16 protein-coding genes are annotated in these 19695 nt (G+C 68.0%); 12 read left to right on the top strand and 4 right to left on the bottom strand.

Annotated elements, in window-relative coordinates; all coding sequences use genetic code 11:
* Nucleotides 1-2: 2 nt before the first annotated feature.
* Nucleotides 3-1412, top strand: a complete 1410-nt coding sequence (locus QTN24_RS18955; RefSeq protein ID WP_124682625.1) for an amino acid permease — start codon at nt 3-5, stop codon at nt 1410-1412.
* On the opposite strand, the gene QTN24_RS18960 is transcribed toward QTN24_RS18955, so the two are convergent.
* Nucleotides 1413-2813, bottom strand: a complete 1401-nt coding sequence (locus tag QTN24_RS18960) for a PLP-dependent aminotransferase family protein (RefSeq protein ID WP_313838978.1) — start codon at nt 2811-2813, stop codon at nt 1413-1415. It lies immediately after the preceding gene.
* A gap of 180 nt (nt 2814-2993) precedes the next feature.
* Between QTN24_RS18960 and QTN24_RS18965 the strand changes: the two genes are divergently transcribed.
* The 4 genes from QTN24_RS18965 (at nt 2994) to QTN24_RS18980 (ending at nt 8338) form a co-directional block, all read left to right on the top strand.
* Nucleotides 2994-3332 carry a DUF2917 domain-containing protein gene (locus tag QTN24_RS18965; RefSeq protein ID WP_313838980.1) on the top strand — a complete coding sequence of 113 codons (339 nt, stop codon included), beginning with the start codon at nt 2994-2996 and terminating at the stop codon, nt 3330-3332.
* 284 nt (nt 3333-3616) lie between these two features.
* Nucleotides 3617-6904 (top strand): fused isobutyryl-CoA mutase/GTPase IcmF, encoded by a 3288-nt coding sequence (gene icmF, locus QTN24_RS18970; RefSeq protein ID WP_313838982.1) that lies wholly within the window; start codon nt 3617-3619, stop codon nt 6902-6904.
* A 100-nt stretch (nt 6905-7004) separates the two neighbouring features.
* On the top strand, nt 7005-7436 hold the full coding sequence (locus tag QTN24_RS18975; RefSeq protein WP_124682621.1) for an HIT family protein: 432 nt from the start codon (nt 7005-7007) through the stop codon (nt 7434-7436).
* Nucleotides 7437-7483: 47 nt separating this feature from the next.
* Nucleotides 7484-8338, top strand: a complete 855-nt coding sequence (locus QTN24_RS18980; RefSeq protein WP_313838984.1) for a 3-hydroxybutyryl-CoA dehydrogenase — start codon at nt 7484-7486, stop codon at nt 8336-8338.
* A gap of 165 nt (nt 8339-8503) precedes the next feature.
* Here QTN24_RS18980 and QTN24_RS18985 read toward each other — a convergent pair whose 3' ends face one another.
* Complete coding sequence (locus QTN24_RS18985) at nt 8504-9184, bottom strand: Crp/Fnr family transcriptional regulator (protein ID WP_124682619.1); 681 nt, start codon at nt 9182-9184, stop codon at nt 8504-8506.
* Nucleotides 9185-9416: 232 nt separating this feature from the next.
* Here QTN24_RS18985 and QTN24_RS18990 point away from each other — a divergent pair, with 232 nt between their 5' ends.
* The 7 genes from QTN24_RS18990 (at nt 9417) to QTN24_RS19020 (ending at nt 17915) form a co-directional block, all read left to right on the top strand.
* Nucleotides 9417-11381, top strand: a complete 1965-nt coding sequence (locus tag QTN24_RS18990; protein WP_313838986.1) for an AMP-binding protein — start codon at nt 9417-9419, stop codon at nt 11379-11381.
* Nucleotides 11382-11405: 24 nt separating this feature from the next.
* Complete coding sequence (locus QTN24_RS18995) at nt 11406-12347, top strand: ABC transporter ATP-binding protein (RefSeq protein WP_124682617.1); 942 nt, start codon at nt 11406-11408, stop codon at nt 12345-12347.
* 13 nt (nt 12348-12360) lie between these two features.
* Nucleotides 12361-13275: a branched-chain amino acid ABC transporter permease gene (locus QTN24_RS19000; protein WP_124682616.1), complete on the top strand. Its 915-nt coding sequence runs from the start codon at nt 12361-12363 to the stop codon at nt 13273-13275.
* A 12-nt stretch (nt 13276-13287) separates the two neighbouring features.
* Nucleotides 13288-14364, top strand: a complete 1077-nt coding sequence (locus tag QTN24_RS19005) for a branched-chain amino acid ABC transporter permease (protein ID WP_124682615.1) — start codon at nt 13288-13290, stop codon at nt 14362-14364.
* A 48-nt stretch (nt 14365-14412) separates the two neighbouring features.
* Nucleotides 14413-15750, top strand: coding sequence for an ABC transporter substrate-binding protein (locus QTN24_RS19010; RefSeq protein WP_313838987.1), 1338 nt, complete (start codon nt 14413-14415; stop codon nt 15748-15750).
* A gap of 80 nt (nt 15751-15830) precedes the next feature.
* On the top strand, nt 15831-16646 hold the full coding sequence (locus QTN24_RS19015) for an ABC transporter ATP-binding protein (RefSeq protein ID WP_124682613.1): 816 nt from the start codon (nt 15831-15833) through the stop codon (nt 16644-16646).
* An 18-nt stretch (nt 16647-16664) separates the two neighbouring features.
* Entirely contained in the window at nt 16665-17915 is a 1251-nt protein-coding gene (locus QTN24_RS19020; RefSeq protein WP_124682612.1) for a phenylacetate--CoA ligase family protein, read from the top strand.
* A 1-nt stretch (nt 17916) separates the two neighbouring features.
* On the opposite strand, the gene QTN24_RS19025 is transcribed toward QTN24_RS19020, so the two are convergent.
* Entirely contained in the window at nt 17917-18387 is a 471-nt protein-coding gene (locus tag QTN24_RS19025) for a YbaN family protein (protein ID WP_313838990.1), read from the bottom strand.
* 27 nt (nt 18388-18414) lie between these two features.
* On the bottom strand, nt 18415-19392 hold the full coding sequence (locus QTN24_RS19030; protein ID WP_313838992.1) for a nitronate monooxygenase family protein: 978 nt from the start codon (nt 19390-19392) through the stop codon (nt 18415-18417).
* Nucleotides 19393-19695 lie beyond the last annotated feature (303 nt).

Consider the following 19695-nt stretch of genomic DNA (forward strand, 5'->3'; position numbering starts at 1 on the left):
TCATGAGCCTATTCCGCACCAAGAACATTGAATCGATGCTCGACGTCAGCGAGCACGACGGCTTGCGCAAGGTGCTGGGCCCCGTGGATCTGGTGCTGATGGGCATCGGCGCCATCATCGGCACCGGCATCTTCGTGCTGACCGGCACGGGCGCGCTGACGGCCGGGCCGGCGCTGACCGTGTCGTTCGTGATCGCGGCCATGGCCTGTGGCTTTGCAGCGTTGTGCTATGCAGAGTTTGCGTCGGCAATTCCTGTGTCCGGCTCGATCTACACCTACAGCTACGCCACGCTGGGCGAGATCGTCGCGTGGATGATCGGCTGGGACCTGCTGCTGGAATACGGGCTGGCCACGTCGGCGGTGTCGGTGGGCTGGTCGGGCTACTTCCAGTCGCTGATCGCCGGCTTCGGCATCCGGCTGCCGGCCGCGCTGACCGCCGCGCCGGGGGCGGTGCCGGGCGTGGAGACCGTGGTCAACCTGCCGGCCATCCTGATCATGCTGGCGATTACCTGGGTGGTGTCGTACGGCGTGCGCGAGTCGGCGCGGCTCAACAACGTGATGGTGGCGATCAAGGTGGGCGTGGTGCTGCTGTTCATCGCCGTGGGCGTCTGGCACGTGCAGCCGGCCAACTGGCAGCCGTTCGCGCCGTTCGGGCTGTCGGGCATCTTCAATGCGGCGGCGCTGGTGTTCTTCGCGTTCATCGGCTTCGATGCGGTGACGTCGGCCGCCGAGGAGGTGCGCAACCCCGGCCGCGACCTGCCGATCGGCATTGTCGGCTCGCTGGCGGTCTGCGCCATCCTGTACGTGGCCGTGTCGGCCATCATGACCGGCATCGTGCCGTTCGCCAAGTTCGCGGGCGTGGACCATCCGGTGTCGCTGGCGCTGCAGTACGCCGGGCAGAACTGGGTGGCCGGGTTTGTCGACCTGGGCGCCATCCTGGGCATGACCACGGTGATCCTGGTGATGACCTACGGCCAGACGCGCATCATCTTTGCGATGTCGCGCGACGGCCTGCTGCCCGAGAAGCTTTCCGAGGTGCATCCCGTCCACGCCACGCCGTTCAAGGCCACGTGGACCGTGGGTATCGTCTTTGCCACGATTGCCGGCTTCGTGCCGCTGAACGTGCTGGCCGAGCTGATCAACATCGGCACGCTGTCGGCGTTCACGCTGATCGCGGTGGCGACGCTGGTCCTGCGCCGCACCCATCCGCACCTGCCGCGCACGTTCCGCTGCCCCGGCGTGCCCGTGGTGCCGCTGCTGGCCGTGGCGTTCTGCGTGTTCCTGATGGCCCACCTGCAGGCGCTCACGTGGATCGCGTTCCTGTGCTGGCTGGCGCTGGGGCTGGTGGTCTACTTTGCCTACTCGCGCCGCAACGCCGTGCTGCACAACCACGGCGGCGACGCCCAGGGCTGATCAGCGGCGGCCCGCTTGCTCGAAGAACGCCCGCGAGCGCGGCTCGCCGGCATAGGCCGAATTGATGCGCACCCAGGCCGACGTCTCGCCGCCGGGCCGGAAGAAATGGCCCGGCGCCAGCGCGATGCCCTGGGTCTCGGCCATCGCCACCAGCTCGCGCGAATCGTCGATGCCGGGCGCGCGGGCCCACAGGAAGTTGCCGCCGGCCGGCTCGCAGAACACTTTCCAGCCGTACTGGCCCAGGATCTTGACCGCGCCGGCCGTCACCTCGCGCGTGCGCACGCGCAGCCGTTCCACGTACTTGCGGTAGGCGCCGCGCTCCAGCATCGCCGCCGTCACGGCTTCGGCAAAGTGCGATCCCGCCACGCTGGTCAGCACCTTCACGTCGATCAGGTCCTTGATCAGCGTCTTGTCCGCCACCAGGTACCCCACCCGCAGCGCCGCCGACACGGTCTTCGAGAAGCCGCCGATGTAGATCACGTGCTCAAGCTGGTCCAGCGTGGCCAGCCGGTCGGTGAAGTTGAGCTGGAAGTCCGAGAAGATGTCGTCCTCGACGAACCGGAAGTTGTGGCGCCGCGCCAGTTCCAGCAGCCGGAACGCCACCGGCGGCGACAGCGTGGAGCCGGTGGGGTTCTGCAGCACGCTGTTGGTGAAGAACAGCTTGGGCTTGTGGTCGCGCAGCAGCCGCTCGCAGGCCTCGGGGTCGGGCCCGTTCGGCGTGTGCGGCACGCCCACCAGCTGCACGCCGTGCATGCGCAGCAGGCCGAACAGGTTGTAGTAGCCGGGGTCCTCGACGAACACCGTGTCGCCGGGCTTGAGCAGGTGGCGCACGATCAGGTCCAGCGCCTGGCTGGCCCCCGAGGTGATCAGCACCTGCGTCAGGTCGGCCTCGATGCCCACCTGGCGCACGCGCGTCAGCACGTGCTTGCGCAGCGCCGGGTGGCCCAGCGGCGTGGCGTAGTGGATCACGCTGTCGATGTCATGCCGCGTGATGTGGCGGATGGCCTGCGTCAGGCCCTCCACGTCGCGCCATTCCTCGGGCACGAACCCGCCGGCCAGCTTCAGCATGCCGCTGGGGTGGTGGAACTGGTCGATGATGTGCTCGGACAGGTCCTCGGCCAGGCTCGGGTCCGACCAGCCCCGGCCCTGCCGCCCGGTCAGCGCGCTCTCCGCCACGTAGAAGCCCGAGCCCTGGCGCGAATCGACCAGCCCCTGCGACACCAGCCGGTCGTATGCCTCGATGACCGGGAAGCGGCTGATCCGGTGCTCGGCGGCCAGCGCGCGGATCGATGGCAGGCGCGCGCCGGGCGCGGCCTCGCGGGAACTGATCCACGTCTTCACGCCCAGCACGATCTGCTCGGTCAGCGGGACGCCCGTGGATGGGTCGATTACGAGTTGCATAAGTGACGGGGGCGGCAAGTGTCAGTCGAAACTACTGAACAGTCCAACGAAAACTGTTCGGAACTGTGCATGGGATTGTAGTCGCCGCCGTGGATAAATGTGGCCATGGCGCAGCGCCCCCCTAATCCGCCCGATCCCTTGATCCAGAGCGGCTGCGCCGGGCAAGGCAAGGAGACACCGATGCGTGAACTCAGGACATTCGAACTCGACGAAACCGGCCGGCCGGTGGGCTGGCGCGCCCGCCACGGCCAGAGCGTGACCGCGCTGGAAGGCAGCCTGTGGCTGACCGTGGAAGGCCATCCACGCGATATCTGGCTGCGCGCCGGCGATACCCACGTGCTGACCGAAGGCGACCGCGTCTGGCTGTCGGCCGAAGGCGGCGCCGCGCGCTTCCAGCTTGCCGAGACGCCGGCGCCGTGGTCGCTGCGCCGGGCGGTGTTCGTCATCCGCCAACTGGCGCGCCGCTGGGGCGAACGCAAGACCGACGCCTTCGGCGACTGCCCGCGCGTGCACGCCTGACCCCGGCGGGCCGCCCGCCACCCCCGCTTTCTCCTGGGATCCGGAACCGCCATCCCGCCTGCGCCGACCTCCCGCGGCGCAGGGGCGGTCTCCGGGCCCTTCTGCTCCGTACCCCGCTGTGAGACGATGCCGGCAGAGACGATCGGTGCTTACCCGCGTCCCTAGACTTACGTTAACGTAAACGTCATATAATCGTCCGGCCCCTGTGAGCGCGGTCGCCAGAACCGCCGGCACGCCAGCCAGCCACACCGGGCAGCCAGCCACATAACAGAGCGGTGGAGACAATGACTGATCTTTCGGATGTGAGCAGGACGGCGGCCGCCCGGCCGCAGGCGGCGCAGGCCGGCGGCCCGGCCAACAAGGTGCGCTTTGTCACAGCGGCGTCGCTGTTCGACGGCCACGACGCGTCGATCAACATCATGCGGCGCATCCTGCAGTCGCACGGCTGCGAGGTCATCCACCTGGGCCACAACCGGTCCGTGCACGAGGTGGTCACCGCCGCGCTGCAGGAGGACGTGCAGGGCATCGCCATCTCCAGCTACCAGGGCGGTCACGTCGAATACTTCCAGTACATGATCGATCTGCTGCGCGAGCACGGCGGCGAGCACATCCAGGTGTTCGGCGGCGGCGGCGGCGTGATCGTGCCGGACGAGATCCGTGCGCTGCAGGCGTACGGCATGGCGCGCATCTACAGCCCCGAGGACGGCCAGCGCATGGGCCTGGCGGGCATGATCGCCGACATGGTGCAGCGCTGCGACATCGACCTGACGCGCTACGCGCCGGCCACGCTCGACGCCGTGTCGCAGGGCGACCGCCGCGCGCTGGCCCAGCTCATCACCGCGCTGGAAAACGGCAAGGCCGCCCCCGGCCTGGTTGGCGCGCTGCACGACGCCGCGCGGGCCGCCACCACGCCGGTGCTGGGCATCACGGGCACGGGCGGCGCGGGCAAGTCTTCGCTGACCGACGAGCTGATCCGCCGCTTCCGGCTGGACCAGCACGACGCGCTGTCGATTGCCGTGATCTCGATCGACCCGTCGCGGCGCAAGTCGGGCGGGGCGCTGCTGGGCGACCGCATCCGCATGAACGCGATCAACCACCCGAACATCTTCATGCGGTCGCTGGCCACGCGCGACGCCGGCTCGGAAATCTCGCAGGCGCTGCCGGACGTGATTGCCGCGTGCAAGGCGGCCCGCTTCGACCTGGTGATCGTGGAGACGTCGGGCATCGGGCAGGGCGACGCGGCCGTCGTGCCGCACGTGGACCTGTCGCTGTACGTGATGACGCCCGAGTTTGGCGCGGCCAGTCAGCTAGAAAAGATCGACATGCTCGACTTTGCCGATTTCGTGGCGATCAACAAGTTCGACCGCAAGGGCGCCCAGGACGCCTGGCGCGACGTGGCCAAGCAGGTGCAGCGCAACCGCGAGCAATGGCACAGCAAGGCCGAGGACATGCCGGTCTACGGCACCCAGGCGTCGCGCTTCAACGATGACGGCGTGACCATGCTGTACCAGGGGCTGGCGCAGGCGCTGGCCGGGCACGGGCTGGCGCTGCAGCCGGGCGGCCTGCCCAGGCTGGCCGGGCGTATTTCCACGGGCCAGAACGTGATCGTGCCGCCGGCGCGCAGCCGCTACCTGGCGGAGCTGGCCGATACGGTGCGCGCCTACCGTCGCCGCGTGGCCGAGCAGAGCCGGCTGGCCCGCGAGCGCCAGCAACTGCGCGCGGCGCGCGACATGCTCAAGGCGTCGGGCAGCGATGCCGACGGCGGCGCCCTGGAATCGCTCGCTGGCGAGCGCGACGCCGCGCTCGGCGCCGTCGAGCGCAAGCTGCTGGCCATGTGGCCGCAGATGCAGGCGGCCTACGGCGGCGACGAGTACATCGTAAAAATACGAGACAAGGAGCTGCGCACGGGGCTGGTCACCACCACGCTGTCGGGCACGAAGATCCGCAAGGTGGTGCTGCCGCGCTTCGAGGACGACGGCGAGATCCTGAGATGGCTGATGCGCGAGAACGTGCCGGGCAGCTTTCCGTACACGGCCGGCGTATTCGCGTTCAAGCGCGAGGGCGAGGACCCCACGCGCATGTTCGCGGGCGAGGGCGACGCGTTCCGCACCAACCGGCGCTTCAAGCTCGTCTCCGAGGGCATGGACGCCAAGCGGCTGTCCACCGCGTTCGACTCGGTCACGCTGTACGGCGAGGACCCGCACGAGCGGCCGGACATCTACGGCAAGGTGGGCAACTCGGGCGTGTCGATCGCCACGCTCGACGACATGAAGGTGCTCTACGACGGCTTTGACCTGACCAGCCCCAGCACGTCGGTGTCGATGACGATCAACGGCCCGGCGCCGACCATCCTGGCGATGTTCATGAACACCGCCATCGACCAGAATCTGGACAAATTCCGATCCGACAACGGCCGCGAGCCGACCGCCGACGAGGAATCGAAGATCCGCGCCTGGGTGCTGCAGAACGTGCGCGGCACGGTGCAGGCCGACATCCTCAAGGAGGACCAGGGCCAGAACACGTGCATCTTCAGCACCGAGTTCTCGCTGAAGGTGATGGGCGACATCCAGGCGTACTTCGTACACCACCAGGTGCGCAACTTCTACTCGGTGTCGATCTCCGGGTACCACATCGCCGAGGCCGGCGCCAACCCGATCTCGCAGCTTGCGTTCACGCTGGCCAACGGCTTCACCTACGTGGAGACGTACCTGGCGCGCGGCATGCACGTGGACGACTTTGCGCCGAACCTGTCGTTCTTCTTCTCGAACGGCATGGACCCCGAGTACAGCGTGCTGGGCCGCGTGGCGCGCCGCATCTGGGCCGTGACGATGCGCGACAAGTACGGCGCCAACGAGCGCAGCCAGAAGCTCAAGTACCACATCCAGACGTCGGGCCGGTCGCTGCACGCGCAGGAGATCGACTTCAACGACATCCGCACGACGCTGCAGGCGCTGATTGCCATCTACGACAACTGCAACTCGCTGCACACCAACGCCTATGACGAGGCGATCACCACGCCCACGGCCGAATCGGTGCGCCGGGCGCTGGCGATCCAGCTCATCATCAACCGCGAGTGGGGCGTGGCCCGCTGCGAGAACCCGAACCAGGGCAGTTTCCTGATCGAGGAACTGACCGACCTCGTGGAAGAGGCCGTGCTGCAGGAGTTCGAGCGCATTGCCGAACGCGGCGGCGTGCTGGGCGCGATGGAAACCGGCTACCAGCGCGGCAAGATCCAGGAGGAATCGCTGTATTACGAGCAGCTCAAGCACGACGGCACGCTGCCGATCATCGGCGTGAACACGTTCCGCAACCCGAATGGCGACCCGACGCCACAATCGCTGGAACTGGCGCGGTCCAGCGAGGACGAGAAGCAGAGCCAGCTTGCCCGCCTGGCGGAATTCCATGCGCGCCATGCCGGTGACGCGCCCGCCATGCTGGACCGCCTGCGCCAGGCCGTGATCGACAACGGCAATGTCTTCGCGGTGCTGATGGACGCGGTGCGCGTGTGCTCGCTGGGGCAGATCACGCACGCGCTGTTCGAGGTGGGCGGGCAGTACCGGCGCAACATGTAGGCGGAAATCGCGCGGGCGGGTGGTTCACGCGGCGGGACGCTGGGGCTAAACTCGGCGTTTCCGCACGTCCCTCCCGAACCGCGAACTTCGTAAAACCGCCATGCAATCCGAGTACGACAGCCAGAATATCTTTGCCCGCATCCTGCGCGGCGAACTTCCCAGCTTCAAGGTGTACGAGGACGCCGACACGATCGCGTTCCTGGACATCATGCCGCAGTCCGACGGCCACACGCTGGTGGTGCCCAAGGAGGCCGCCGTGGACCTGTTCGGCCTGTCCGAGGCCGGCGCCGCCGCCGCCATCCGCACCACGCAGATCGTGGCGCGCGCGGTGCGCGAAACCTTCGCGCCCGACGGCATCGTCATCAGCCAGTTCAACGGCGCCGCCGCCGGCCAGACCGTGCCGCACGTGCACTTCCACATCGTGCCGCGCTACGCCAGCCAGGCCCTGCGCGGCCACGCCCGCGAGCAGGCCAGCATGGACGTGCTCAAGGCGCACGCCGAGCGGCTGGCCGCCGCGCTGGCGAAGCGGTAATCCGATCCGAATCCGTTACAACCCTCCGACAGAGCAAGGAAGCAGTCATGGCAATCAAGACAGTAGGCATCGTGGGTGCCGGCACGATGGGCAATGGCATTGCGCAGGCGTGCGCGGTGGTGGGGCTCGATGTGGTGATGGTCGACATCAGCGACGCCGCCGTGCAAAAGGGCATCGCCACGGTGGCGGGCAGCCTGGACCGCCTGATCAAGAAGGAAAAGGCCACCGAGGCCGACAAGGCGGCAGCGCTGGCCCGTATCCAGGGCAGCACGTCGTATGACGACCTGAAGCGCGCCGACATCGTCATCGAGGCCGCCACCGAGAACTACGATCTCAAGGTCAAGATCCTGAAGCAGATCGACGCAATCGCCGGGCCGAACGTGATCATCGCGTCGAACACGTCGTCGATCTCGATCACCAAGCTGGCGGCGGTGACGTCGCGCGCGGACCGCTTCATCGGCATGCATTTCTTCAACCCGGTGCCGCTGATGGCGCTGGTGGAACTGATCCGCGGCCTGCAGACCAGCGACGCGGCCCACGCCGACGTGGAGGCGCTGGCGCGGCAGCTCGGCAAGTACCCGATCACGGTGAAGAACAGCCCCGGCTTCGTGGTCAACCGCATCCTCTGCCCGATGATCAACGAGGCGTTCTGCGTGCTGGGCGAGGGCCTGGCGTCGCCCGAGGAAATCGACGAAGGCATGAAGCTCGGCTGCAACCACCCCATCGGCCCGCTGGCCCTGGCCGACATGATCGGCCTGGACACGATGCTGGCCGTGATGGAAGTGCTCTACACCGAGTTCGCCGACCCGAAATACCGCCCGGCCATGCTGATGCGCGAAATGGTGGCGGCGGGGTACCTGGGGCGGAAGACGGGGCGCGGGGTGTACGTGTACTCGAAGTAAGCCGGGTTTCCTGGTTTTCTCCCCTCTCCCGCAAGGCGGGAGAGGGGCCGGGGGAGAGGGTGAGGCGGTGCAAGCTGCCACCGTAACATCTGGGGACGCCGGGCCTCACCCCCAACCCCTCTCCCGCGCGTGGGAGAGGGGAGCAAAACCGGCAAGAACGCGCCGCTACTCCCCATACTGCCGCAGCCCCTCCAGGTCGAGCACGTCGATCACGCCGTAGTCCACGCGCACCAGCCCTTGCTGTTCCAGCACCTTGAGCGCCTGGTTGGCGCGCTGGCGCGAGATGCCGGCCAGCAGGCCGATTTCTTCCTGCGAGATTTCCAGCGTCGATCCGATGCCCGGGTACAGGTGTTCGTTGAACAGCGACGACACCGCGCGCGCCACGCGCGAATCGATGTCGAGCAGCCGCTCGTATTCCACTGCCGCGATGAACTGCCCCAGGCGCTCGTTGAACTGCATCAGCAGGAAGCGCGTGAACGGCAGGCTGGTATCCAGCAACCACTGAAAAGTCTCGCGCGGGACGAAAGCGATACGCGACCGGCGCAGCGCCATCACGTCGTACTTGCGGATTTCCTGCTTGAGCACGGCGCCTTCGCCGAACCAGCCGCCGGTGGGCACGCCGGTGAACGTGACGGACTTGCCCGACGGCGACACCGTGGTGATCTTGACGATGCCTTCGACCACGCCCAGCCAGTGCTCGGCCATTTCACCCTTGTGACAGACGTAGTCGCCCTGTGCGTACTCGCGCACGGTGGCCACGCGCTTGACGCGGTCGCGCTGGTCGGGGCTCAGGTCGACGGCCCAGGCGCAGCGGTCGATGAAGTCGTGGCACGAAGCGTTGGACATGGGGCTCCCGTAGGGATTAACCCGGAATTGTCGCCGGCGCGACAACCGGGGGAAAAGGCATCGGCTATCTTACGATCACACGGAACCGGCCCTGCCAGCAATCCTCACCCAACCAGGCAAGGCGGGCGTGACGCGGTGCGGCAACCCCGCGAAACGCCCAGTATAGACACCGGTCTGGCGGCTTGATACCCGGCATGGCCCCTACGCCATCCGCAGGGGAGAGGAGACAGCGATGCAGGACACGTCGGCAACGACCTTCCCGCGATGGCTGCAGGCGCATGCCCTGCAGCGGCCAGACCATCCGGCCTATCGCGAAAAGGACCTCGGCATCTGGCAGACCTATAGCTGGTCGCAGGCGGCGGCGGAAGTGCGCGCGCTGGCGTGCGGGCTGGCCGCGCTGGGTTTCCGCCGGGGCATGAACCTGGCCGTGGTTGGCGACAACCGCCCCCGCCTGTACTGGGCGATGACCGCCGCGCAGGCGCTGGGCGGCGTGCCGGTGCCGCTGTACCAGGACGCCATCGCGGGCGAGATGGTCTACGTGCTGGACGATGCCGAGATCGAGTTCGCCATCGTCGAGGACCAGGAACAGGTGGACAAGCTGCTGGAAGTTGAGGCGCAGCTCGCCACGCGCGGCCGCACCGTGCGCCACCTCATCTACGAAGACCCGCGCGGCCTGCGCGACTACGATCACCCGTCGCTGCTGTCGTACGAGAGCGTGCAGGAGCTTGGCCGCGAGTACGACCGCGCCAACCCCGGCTTCTACGACGCGCAGGTGCAGGCCGGCCAGCCCGACGACACCGCGATCATCCTCTATACGTCCGGCACCACGGGCAAGCCCAAGGGCGTGTGCCACGCGCACGCGGGCCTGATCGGCGCGGCGCGCAACGGCTGCCAGTTCGACGGGCTGGGCCCGGACGACGACGTGCTGTCGTACCTGCCGATGGCCTGGGTGGGCGACAACCTGTTCTCGTACGCGCAGGCGATGGTGGCCGGCTTCACGGTCAACTGCCCGGAGTCGCGCGAGACCGTGATGACCGACCTGCGCGAGATCGGCCCGACCTACTACTTCGCGCCGCCGCGCATCTACGAGGGGCTGCTCACGCAGGTGATGATCCGCATGGAGGACGCGGGCTGGCTCAAGCGCAAGCTGTTTGACTGGGCGATGGGCGTGGCGCGCCGCTGCGGCGCCGACATCCTCGACGGCCGGCCGGTGTCCGCGCCAGACCGCCTGCGCTACGCGCTGGGCGAGGCGCTGATCTACGGCCCGCTGCGCAACGTGCTGGGCATGAGCCGCATCCGCGTGGGCTACACGGCCGGCGAGGCCATCGGCCCGGACCTGTTCCGCTTCTACCGCTCCATCGGCATCAACCTCAAGCAGTTCTACGGCCAGACCGAGACCTGCGCGTACGTGTGCCTGCAGCCGGACGGCCAGGTCAAGTTCGATTCCGTGGGCCCGGCCGCGCCCGGCATGGAGATCCGCATTGCCGACAACGGCGAGGTGCTGGTGCGCGGCGTGGGCCTGCTCAAGGCGTACTACAAGCGCGACGACGCCACGCGCGAGGCAATCAACGACGAGGGCTACTTCATGACCGGCGACGCCGGCGTGATCGACGCCGACGGCCACCTGAAGATCATCGACCGCGCCAAGGACGTCGGCAAGCTGGCCGACGGATCGATGTTCGCGCCCAAGTACATCGAGAACAAGCTCAAGTTCTTCCCGTACATCAAGGAAGCCGTGGCGTTCGGCACGGACCGCGACCGCGTCTGCGCGTTCATCAACATCGATTTCGATGCCGTGGGCAACTGGGCCGAGCGCCGGCACCTGCCGTACGCGGGCTACGTGGACCTGGCGGCCCAGCCCGAGGTCATCGCCATGATCGCCGAGTGCGTGGAGCAGGTGAACGCCGACCTGGCGGCCGACGCGATGCTGGCCGGCTCGCAGGTGGCGCGCTTCCTGATCCTGCACAAGGAGCTGGACCCCGACGACGACGAACTCACGCGCACGCGCAAGGTGCGGCGCGGGTTCATCGCCGAGAAGTACGCCGTGCTGGTGGACGCCCTGTACGCGGGCAAGCCGGAACAGTTCATCGACACGCGCGTGAAGTTCGAGGACGGCCGCGAAGGCAGCGTGTCGGCCACGTTGAAGCTGGTTGACGTCAAGCGCTTCCCGCCCGTGGGCGGGGCGCGCGCGGCCTGAGCCATGGGACAGGGAGAAGCACAGATGACGGCAACCCGGACAGCATGGCAGGGCGGCATGGCGCGCGTGGACGCCGCGGGCACGATGGTCCCGCCCGGCGCGATCAGCCCGGCCGGGCATGCGGAAGGCGCGCCCGGCGACGGCCCGCGCCCCGGCGACGCGCACCGCGCGGACACCACCTCGCAGGCCCGCATGCGCGGCGACGTGATCCTGGACCTGCAGAACATCTCGCTGTCGTTCGGCGGGGTGAAGGCGCTGACCGATATCTCGTTCGACGTCTGCGAGCACGAGATCCGCGCCATCATCGGCCCCAACGGCGCCGGCAAGAGTTCGATGCTGAACGTGATCAACGGCGTCTACCACCCGCAGCAGGGCCGCATCGTGTTCCGGGGCGAGGAGCGCCGGCAGATGCACCCCACCGCCGCGGCGCGCCAGGGCATTGCGCGCACGTTCCAGAACATCGCGCTGTTCAAGGGCATGACCGTGCTGGACAACATCATGACCGGCCGCAACACGCAGTTCCGCACCGGCCTGTTCGCCCACGCGCTCTGGTGGGGGCCGGCGCGGGCCGAGGAGGTGCGCCACCGCCGCAAGGTGGAGGAAGTGATCGACTTTCTGGAGATCCAGGCCATCCGCAAGACGCCGGTGGGCCGGCTGCCGTACGGGCTGCAGAAGCGCGTGGAGCTGGCGCGCGCGCTGGCGGCCGAGCCGTCGATGCTGCTGCTGGACGAGCCGATGGCCGGCATGAACGTCGAGGAAAAGCAGGACATGTGCCGCTTCATCCTGGACGTCAACCACCAGTTCGGCACGACCATCGTGCTGATCGAGCACGACATGGGCGTGGTGATGGACGTCTCCGACCGCGTCGTGGTGCTGGACTACGGCAAGAAGATCGGCGACGGCACGCCCGACGAGGTCAAGTCGAACCCCGACGTGATCAAGGCCTACCTGGGCACCTCGCACTGAAAGGCCACGGACCATGACCTTCTTCTTCGAAATCCTGATCGGCGGCCTGCTGTCGGGCCTGATGTACTCGCTGGTGGCGCTGGGCTTCGTGCTGATCTACAAGGCATCCGGGGTGTTCAACTTTGCCCAGGGCGCGATGGTCTACTTTGCCGCGCTGGCCGTGGTGGGGCTGATGGACAAGGGCATGCCGATGTGGGCGGCCGTGATCGGCGCGTTCATCGTCATGATCGTGGTGGGCATGAGCACCGAGCGGTTCGTGCTGCGCAAGCTGGTCAACCAGCCGCCGATCACGCTGTTCATGGCCACCATCGGCCTGTCGTTCTTCCTGGAGGGGCTGGGGCCGCTGCTGTTCGGCAACGAGGTGCGGCCGATCCAGCTTGGCATCGTCGACGAGCCGATCGAGTCGATCCTGACGCGCTTCAACATCGTCATCTCCAAGTTCGACCTGGCCGCCGCGCTGATCGCGGCCGTGCTGGTGGCGGTGCTGGCGCTGTTCTTCCAGTACACCAAGGTGGGCCGCGCGCTGCGGGCCGTGGCCGACGACCACCAGGCGGCGCTGTCGCTGGGCATTCCGCTGCAGAACATCTGGGCCATCGTCTGGGGCGTGGCGGGCTTTGTCGCGCTGGTGGCGGGCATGCTCTGGGGGTCGCGCAACGGCGTGCAGTTTGCGCTGACGCTGACCGCGCTCAAGGCGCTGCCGGTGCTGATCCTGGGCGGCTTCACGTCGGTGCCGGGCGCCATCGTCGGCGGGCTGATCATCGGCGCGTCCGAGAAGCTGGCCGAGATCTATATCCCGCCCGTGTTCCAGTCGATGTTCGGCGGCAACTTCGGGGGGATCGAGGGCTGGTTCCCGTATGTGTTTGCGTTGCTGTTCCTGCTCGTGCGGCCCGAAGGGCTGTTCGGCGAGAAGCATATCGACCGCGTCTGACGGAGGCCCAAGATGCTCTACCGCGAATCCGGCCAGTTCAAGACGAGCTACGTTGCCGACAGCCAGGTCTTCCCGATCCGGCAAGATCGTATTTTCTTTGGTTTGCTGATGGCGGTGGCGTTCGTCGTCATCCCGTTCACGGGCAGCGAGTACTGGTTCAGCGCCATCCTGACGCCGTTCCTGATCTTCTCGCTGGCGGCGCTGGGGCTGAACATCCTGACCGGCTACGCGGGGCAGCTGTCGCTGGGCACGGCGGCGTTCATGGCCGTGGGCGCCTACGCCGCGTACAACTTCCAGTTGCGCATCGAGGGTATCCCGGTGCTGCTGACGTTCATCCTGGCGGGGCTGTCGGCGGCGCTGGTTGGCGTGGCGTTCGGGCTGCCGTCGCTGCGGATCAAGGGCTTCTATCTGGCCGTGGCCACGCTGGCGGCGCAGTTCTTCGTGGTCTGGGCGCTGACCAAGTTCCCGTGGCTGTCCAACAACAGCTCGTCGGGCGTGATCACGGCGCAGCGGCTGGACCTGTTCGGGCTGCCGATCGACACGCCGGTCCGCAAGTACCTGTTCGTGCTGGCCATCGTCACGGTGCTGGCTATGGTGGCCAAGAACCTCGTGCGCTCGGCCACGGGCCGCGCCTGGATGGCCGTGCGCGACATGGACGTGGCCGCCGAGGTCATCGGCATCCCGCTGATGCGCACCAAGCTGCTGGCCTTCGCGGTCAGTTCCTTCTACTGCGGCGTGGCCGGCGCGCTGTACGCGTTCTGCTACCTGGGATCGGTGGAGCCGGACGGCTTCTCGCTGGACCTGTCGTTCCGCATCCTGTTCATGATCATCATCGGCGGCGTGGGCAGCATCCTGGGGTCGTTCCTGGGCGCGGCGTTCATCCTGCTGCTGCCGATCTTCCTGGACAACGTGCTGCCGGCGCTGGCCGCGCTGCTGCACCTGCCGTTCACGAACGCCACCGTCTCGCACATCCAGCTCATGGTGTTCGGCGGGCTGATCATCTTCTTCCTGATCGTCGAGCCACATGGCCTGGCCCGGCTCTGGCAGATCGCCAAGGAAAAGCTGCGCCTCTGGCCATTCCCGCACTAACCGTAGACGTACCCATTACAACGCCCGTCCGAGGCGAAGGAGACTGTCATGACAACCGTGTTCCGCAACATGCAGCGCGCCGCCCTGGTGGTCAGCGTCGCCGCTGCCCTGCTGGCGCCCGCGCTGCCGGCGCTGGCCCAGGCCAACGAGCAGTTCGTGGCGCTGCCCAGCTACCGCGTGGGGCCGTACGGGGCCAACGGGCAGTCGTTCTATGGCGGGTTCGTCGACTACCTGAACTACGTCAACCTGAAGGACGGCGGCGTGGGCGGCGTGAAGCTGGCCTGGGAAGAGTGCGAGACCGAGTACAACAACGCCAAGGGCGTGGAGTGCTACGAGCGGCTCAAGGCCAAGAACGCCCAGAGCAAGGGCACGGCCTACCACACGATGTCGACCGGCATCTCGTACGCGCTGGTCGACAAGACCGCCGCCGACAAGGTGCCGCTGGTGATGATGGGCTACGGCCGCACCGACGCCGTGGACGGCTCGGTCTTCCCGTATGCGTTCCCGCTGGTCACCACGTACCAGATGCAGGTGTCGGCCATCGTCAAGTACCTGGCGTCGAAGAGCGGCGGGTCGCTGGCGGGCAAGAAGATCGTCTACCTGTACCACGACTCGGCCTACGGCAAGGAGCCCATCGTGGCGCTGCAGGCCGAGGCCAGGCTGGGCAAGTTCAACCTGGTCGAGATCCCGGTGGCGCACCCTGGCAACGAGCAGGGCGCCCAGTGGCTCAAGATCCGCCAGGAAAACCCCGACTACGTGATCTTCTGGGGCTGGGGCGTGATGAACCAGACCGCGCTGAAGGCCGCGCAGAAGGTGGGCTTCTCGCGCGAGAAGATGATCGGCTCGTGGTGGGCCGGGTCCGAGGAAGACACCGTGCCGGCCGGCGACGCCGCCAAGGGCTACATGAGCGCCACCTGGAACGTGGCCGGCAAGTCGGTGCCGGTGATTGCCGACATCGAGAAGGTGGTCTACGGCGCCAACAAGGGCAACATGCAGGACCGCAACAAGGTGGGCTCGGTGCTCTACAACCGCGGGGTGTCGGCGGCCGTGGTGACCGTCGAGGCCATCCGCGTGGCGCAGGCCAGGTTCGGCAAGGGCAAGGTCATGACCGGCGACGAGATGCGCTGGGCGTTCGAGAACCTGAACCTGACCAACGCGCGGCTGCAGCAGCTTGGCGCCACGGGCCTGCTGCCCGAGATCAAGACGAGCTGCGACAACCACGAGGGCTCGGGCAAGGTGAAGATCCAGCAGTGGGACGGCACCAAGTGGGTCACGGTGTCCGACTGGATCGAGGGCAACAAGAACCTGATCCACCCGCTGTTCAAGGCCACCGCCGCGCAGTACGCGAAGGAAAAGGGCATCACGCCGGCGTGCGCCAAGTCGTAGGCGTCGATGTGATCCTGGCTGCCGCCCCGCGCCCGCAGGTCGGGCGAGGGGCGGCAACCCAAAGATAGGGACGAAGAACCATGACCCTCCTCTCGGTCAACAACATCGAGGTCATCTACGACCACGTGATCCTGGTGCTCAAGGGCGTGTCGCTCGATGTGCCAGAGGGCCGCATCGTGGCGCTGCTGGGCGCCAACGGGGCGGGCAAGACCACCACGCTCAAGGCGATCTCCAACCTGCTGCACGCCGAGCGCGGCGACGTGACCAAGGGCTCCATCGAATACCGCGGCCAGCGCGTGGACCAGCTCACGCCGAACGACCTGGTCCGGCGCGGCGTGATCCAGGTGATGGAGGGCCGCCACTGCTTTGCCCACCTGACCATCGAGGAAAACCTGCTGACCGGCGCCTACACGCGCGGGCTGTCGCGAGGCCAGACGCGCGACGAACTGGAAAAGATCTACGCCTACTTTCCGCGCCTGAAGACGCGCCGCAAGTCGCAGGCCGGCTACACGTCGGGCGGCGAGCAGCAGATGTGCGCCATCGGCCGCGCCATGATGGCCAAGCCGGCGATGATCCTGCTGGACGAGCCGTCGATGGGCCTGGCGCCGCAGATCGTCGAGGAAATCTTCGAGATCGTGCGCGACCTGAACACGCGCGAGCGGGTCAGCTTCCTGCTGGCCGAACAGAACACGATGGTGGCGCTGCGCTATGCGGACTACGGCTACATCCTGGAGAACGGCCGCGTGGTGATGGATGGCGACGCCGAGTCGCTTCGCACCAACGAGGACGTCAAGGAGTTCTACCTGGGCGTGGCCGCCAACGACGCCGAAGGCGCGCCGCGCAAGTCGTTCCGCGACGTCAAGAGCTATCGCCGCCGCAAGCGCTGGCTGGCCTGAACCTCCGGGGGCACCGACATGGCTGATTATTTCGATTCGCTGGAAACGCGCGCACCCGCCGAGCGCGAGGCCGCGCTGCTGGCCGCCGTGGCCCGCCAGGTGGCCCACGCCCAGGCCCACGCGCCGTACTTTGCCGAAGTGCTGTGCGACATCGACGCCCGGGACATCGGCTCGCGCCAGGCGCTGGCGCAACTGCCCGTCACCCGCAAGTCCGATCTGACCGCGCGCCAGCGCCTGGCGCCGCCGCTGGGCGGGCTCAACGCCACGCCGCTGGGCGGCCTGCGCCATATCTTCCAGTCGCCGGGGCCGATTCACGAGCCCGACGGCCACGGCGCCGACTGGTGGCGCACCGCGCGCGCCATGTTCGCGGCCGGCTTCCGGTCGGGCGAACTGGTCTACAACACGTTCTCGTACCACTTCACGCCGGCCGGGATGATGATGGAAGCCGGCGCGCACCGGCTGGGCTGCTGCGTGTTCCCGGCCGGGGTGGGGCAGACCGAGTCGCAGGTGCAGGCGCTGGCCGCGCTGCAGCCCACCGCCTACGCGGGCACGCCGTCGTTCCTGAAGCTGCTGATCGAGCGGGGCGAGGAACTGGGCCAGCCGTGCACGAGCCTGTCGAAGGCGCTGGTCTCGGGCGAAGCCTGCCCGCCCGCGCTGCGCGGCTGGCTGCGCGACCACGGCGTCACGGCGCGGCAGATGTACGGCACGGCCGACGTCGGCCTGATCGCGTTCGAGACCGACGGCGGCGACGGCTGGGTGGTCGACGAAGGCGTGCTGGTGGAGATCGTCGAACCCGGCGGCAGCCAGCCGATGCCCGAGGGCGAGGTGGGCGAGGTGGTGGTCACGGTGCTGGGCAACGGCGACTACCCGCTGATCCGCTTCGGCACGGGCGACCTGTCGGCCATCGTCGCCGATTCCGCGCAGCGCGCCAGCCCCTGCGGACGCACCAATATCCGGCTCAAGGGCTGGCTGGGGCGGGCCGACCAGACCACCAAGGTCAAGGGCATGTTCGTCCATCCGGGGCAGGTGGCCGACGTGGTGCGGCGCCATCCCGAGATCCGTGCGGCGCGACTCGTGGTGACCGGCACCGTGGGCGCCGACGTGATGACGCTGCACTGCGACGCGACGCGCGATGACGAGGGCCTGGCGCGCGCCGTGGCCGAGTCGATGCGCGAGGTCATGCGGCTGCGCGGCGAAGTACGTTTCGTGGCGGCGGGGTCGCTGCCGCAGGACGGCCGGTCCATCGAGGACGCGCGCCGCTACGACTGAATCAGGACTGGGAAGACGAGCGGTCGGCCGCCTGCGGATAGCCGCCCGGCGGCCGCGTGGGCAGGCGCACCATCCAGACCGTCACGCCGATGCCGATGGCGATCAGCGTCAGCGACGACACGGGCCGGGCGCGCAGCAGCCACGCCGTGATGCCCATCGACGTCCACATCATCGACAGCGCCAGGCATTTTGCCCGGAACGGGATGCTGCGGTGGGCCTGCCAGTCGCGCACCAGCGGCCCGAAGCGCTCGTGCGTGATCAGCCAGTTGTGGAATTTTTCCGAGCCCCGCGCAAAGCAGGCGGCGGCCAGCAGCACGAACGGCGTGGTTGGCAGCAGCGGCAGGAAGATGCCGATGAAACCGAGCACGAGGCTGATGGCGCCGCACGTCACCCAGAACGCGCGGATCACGCGCTCGCGGTGCGTGATCGATTCTGGCGGGCGGGTCGATGGGGCGGGGTCGGGCAGCGGCAACGGTTCAGGGCAAGGGCGCGGACGGCCCTATGCTACCAGCCCCAGCCGCGCCCGCGCCGCATCGTACTCGGCCTTCATGCGCGCCACGATCTCGCCGGCGGTGGGAATGTCGTGGATCTGGCCCACGCCCTGGCCGGCGCCCCAGATGTCCTTCCACGCCTTGGCCTTGGAGCTGCCGCTGGAGAAATCCATCTTGCTCTTGTCGGCCATGGGCAGGTCGTCGGGGTTCAGGCCCGAATTGACGATGCTTTCGCGGATGTAGTTGCCGTGCACGCCCGTGAACAGGTTCGTGTAGATGATGTCCGACGCCGCCGAGCTGGTGATCGACTGCTTGTACGCGTCGCTTGCGTGCCCTTCCTGCGAGGCGATGAAGCGGGTGCCCACGTAGGCAAAGTCGGCGCCCATGGCCTGCGCGGCCAGCACGGCGTCGCCGGTGGCAATCGAGCCCGACAGCGCGATGGGGCCGTCGAAGATCTTGCGCACCTCGCCCACCAGCGCGAACGGCGACAGCGTGCCGGCATGGCCGCCGGCGCCGGCCGCCACCAGGATCAGGCCATCCACGCCGGCCTCGATGGCCTTCTCGGCGTGGCGGATGCTGATGACGTCGTGCAGCACGATGCCGCCGTAGCTGTGCACGGCGTCGATCATCTCCTTGACCGGCGCGCGCAGCGACGTGATGAAGATCGGCACCTTGTGCTCCACGCAGACCTTCACGTCGTGCTCCAGCCGCGCGTTGGACGCATGCACGATCTGGTTCACGGCCACCGGCCCCACCGGCTTGCCGGGATTGGCCGCGCGGAACGCCGCCAGTTCGTCGCCGATCTGCGTCAGCCACTCGTCCAGCAACTCGGCCGGCCGCGCGTTCAGCGCCGGAAACGACCCGACGATGCCGGCCTTGCACTGCGCCAGCACCAGTTCCGGATAGCTGACGATGAACATCGGCGACGCGATGACGGGCAGGGCCAGGTTCTGCAGGGCCGGCGGAATATGTTTGGCGGCAGGCATGGAGGTCTCCTCAACTCTCTTCGAAATGCACGGTCGTTCGATTATAGGGAGTTTCCGCCGGCGTGGACGGGGGTAGAGGCAAGGGTCTATGGGCCGGGGCATCGCCGGTCCCGCCAACCTGGCTCCCCTCTCCCGCCTGCGGGAGAGGGGTTGGGGGAGAGGGCGTCGAGGCTCTGCTTGCCGACCTGTGGCAATTGGCACCGCCGGGGGGGGGGGCCCGCCCCCCCCCCCCCCCCCCCCCGCCCCCGGGGGGGGGGCCCCCCCCCCGGGGGGGGGCCCCCACCCCCCCCCCCAACACCACCA

Origin of the sequence: Cupriavidus sp. SZY C1, assembly GCF_032190535.1 — a bacterium.
GTDB classification, from domain to species: domain Bacteria; phylum Pseudomonadota; class Gammaproteobacteria; order Burkholderiales; family Burkholderiaceae; genus Cupriavidus; species Cupriavidus pauculus_C.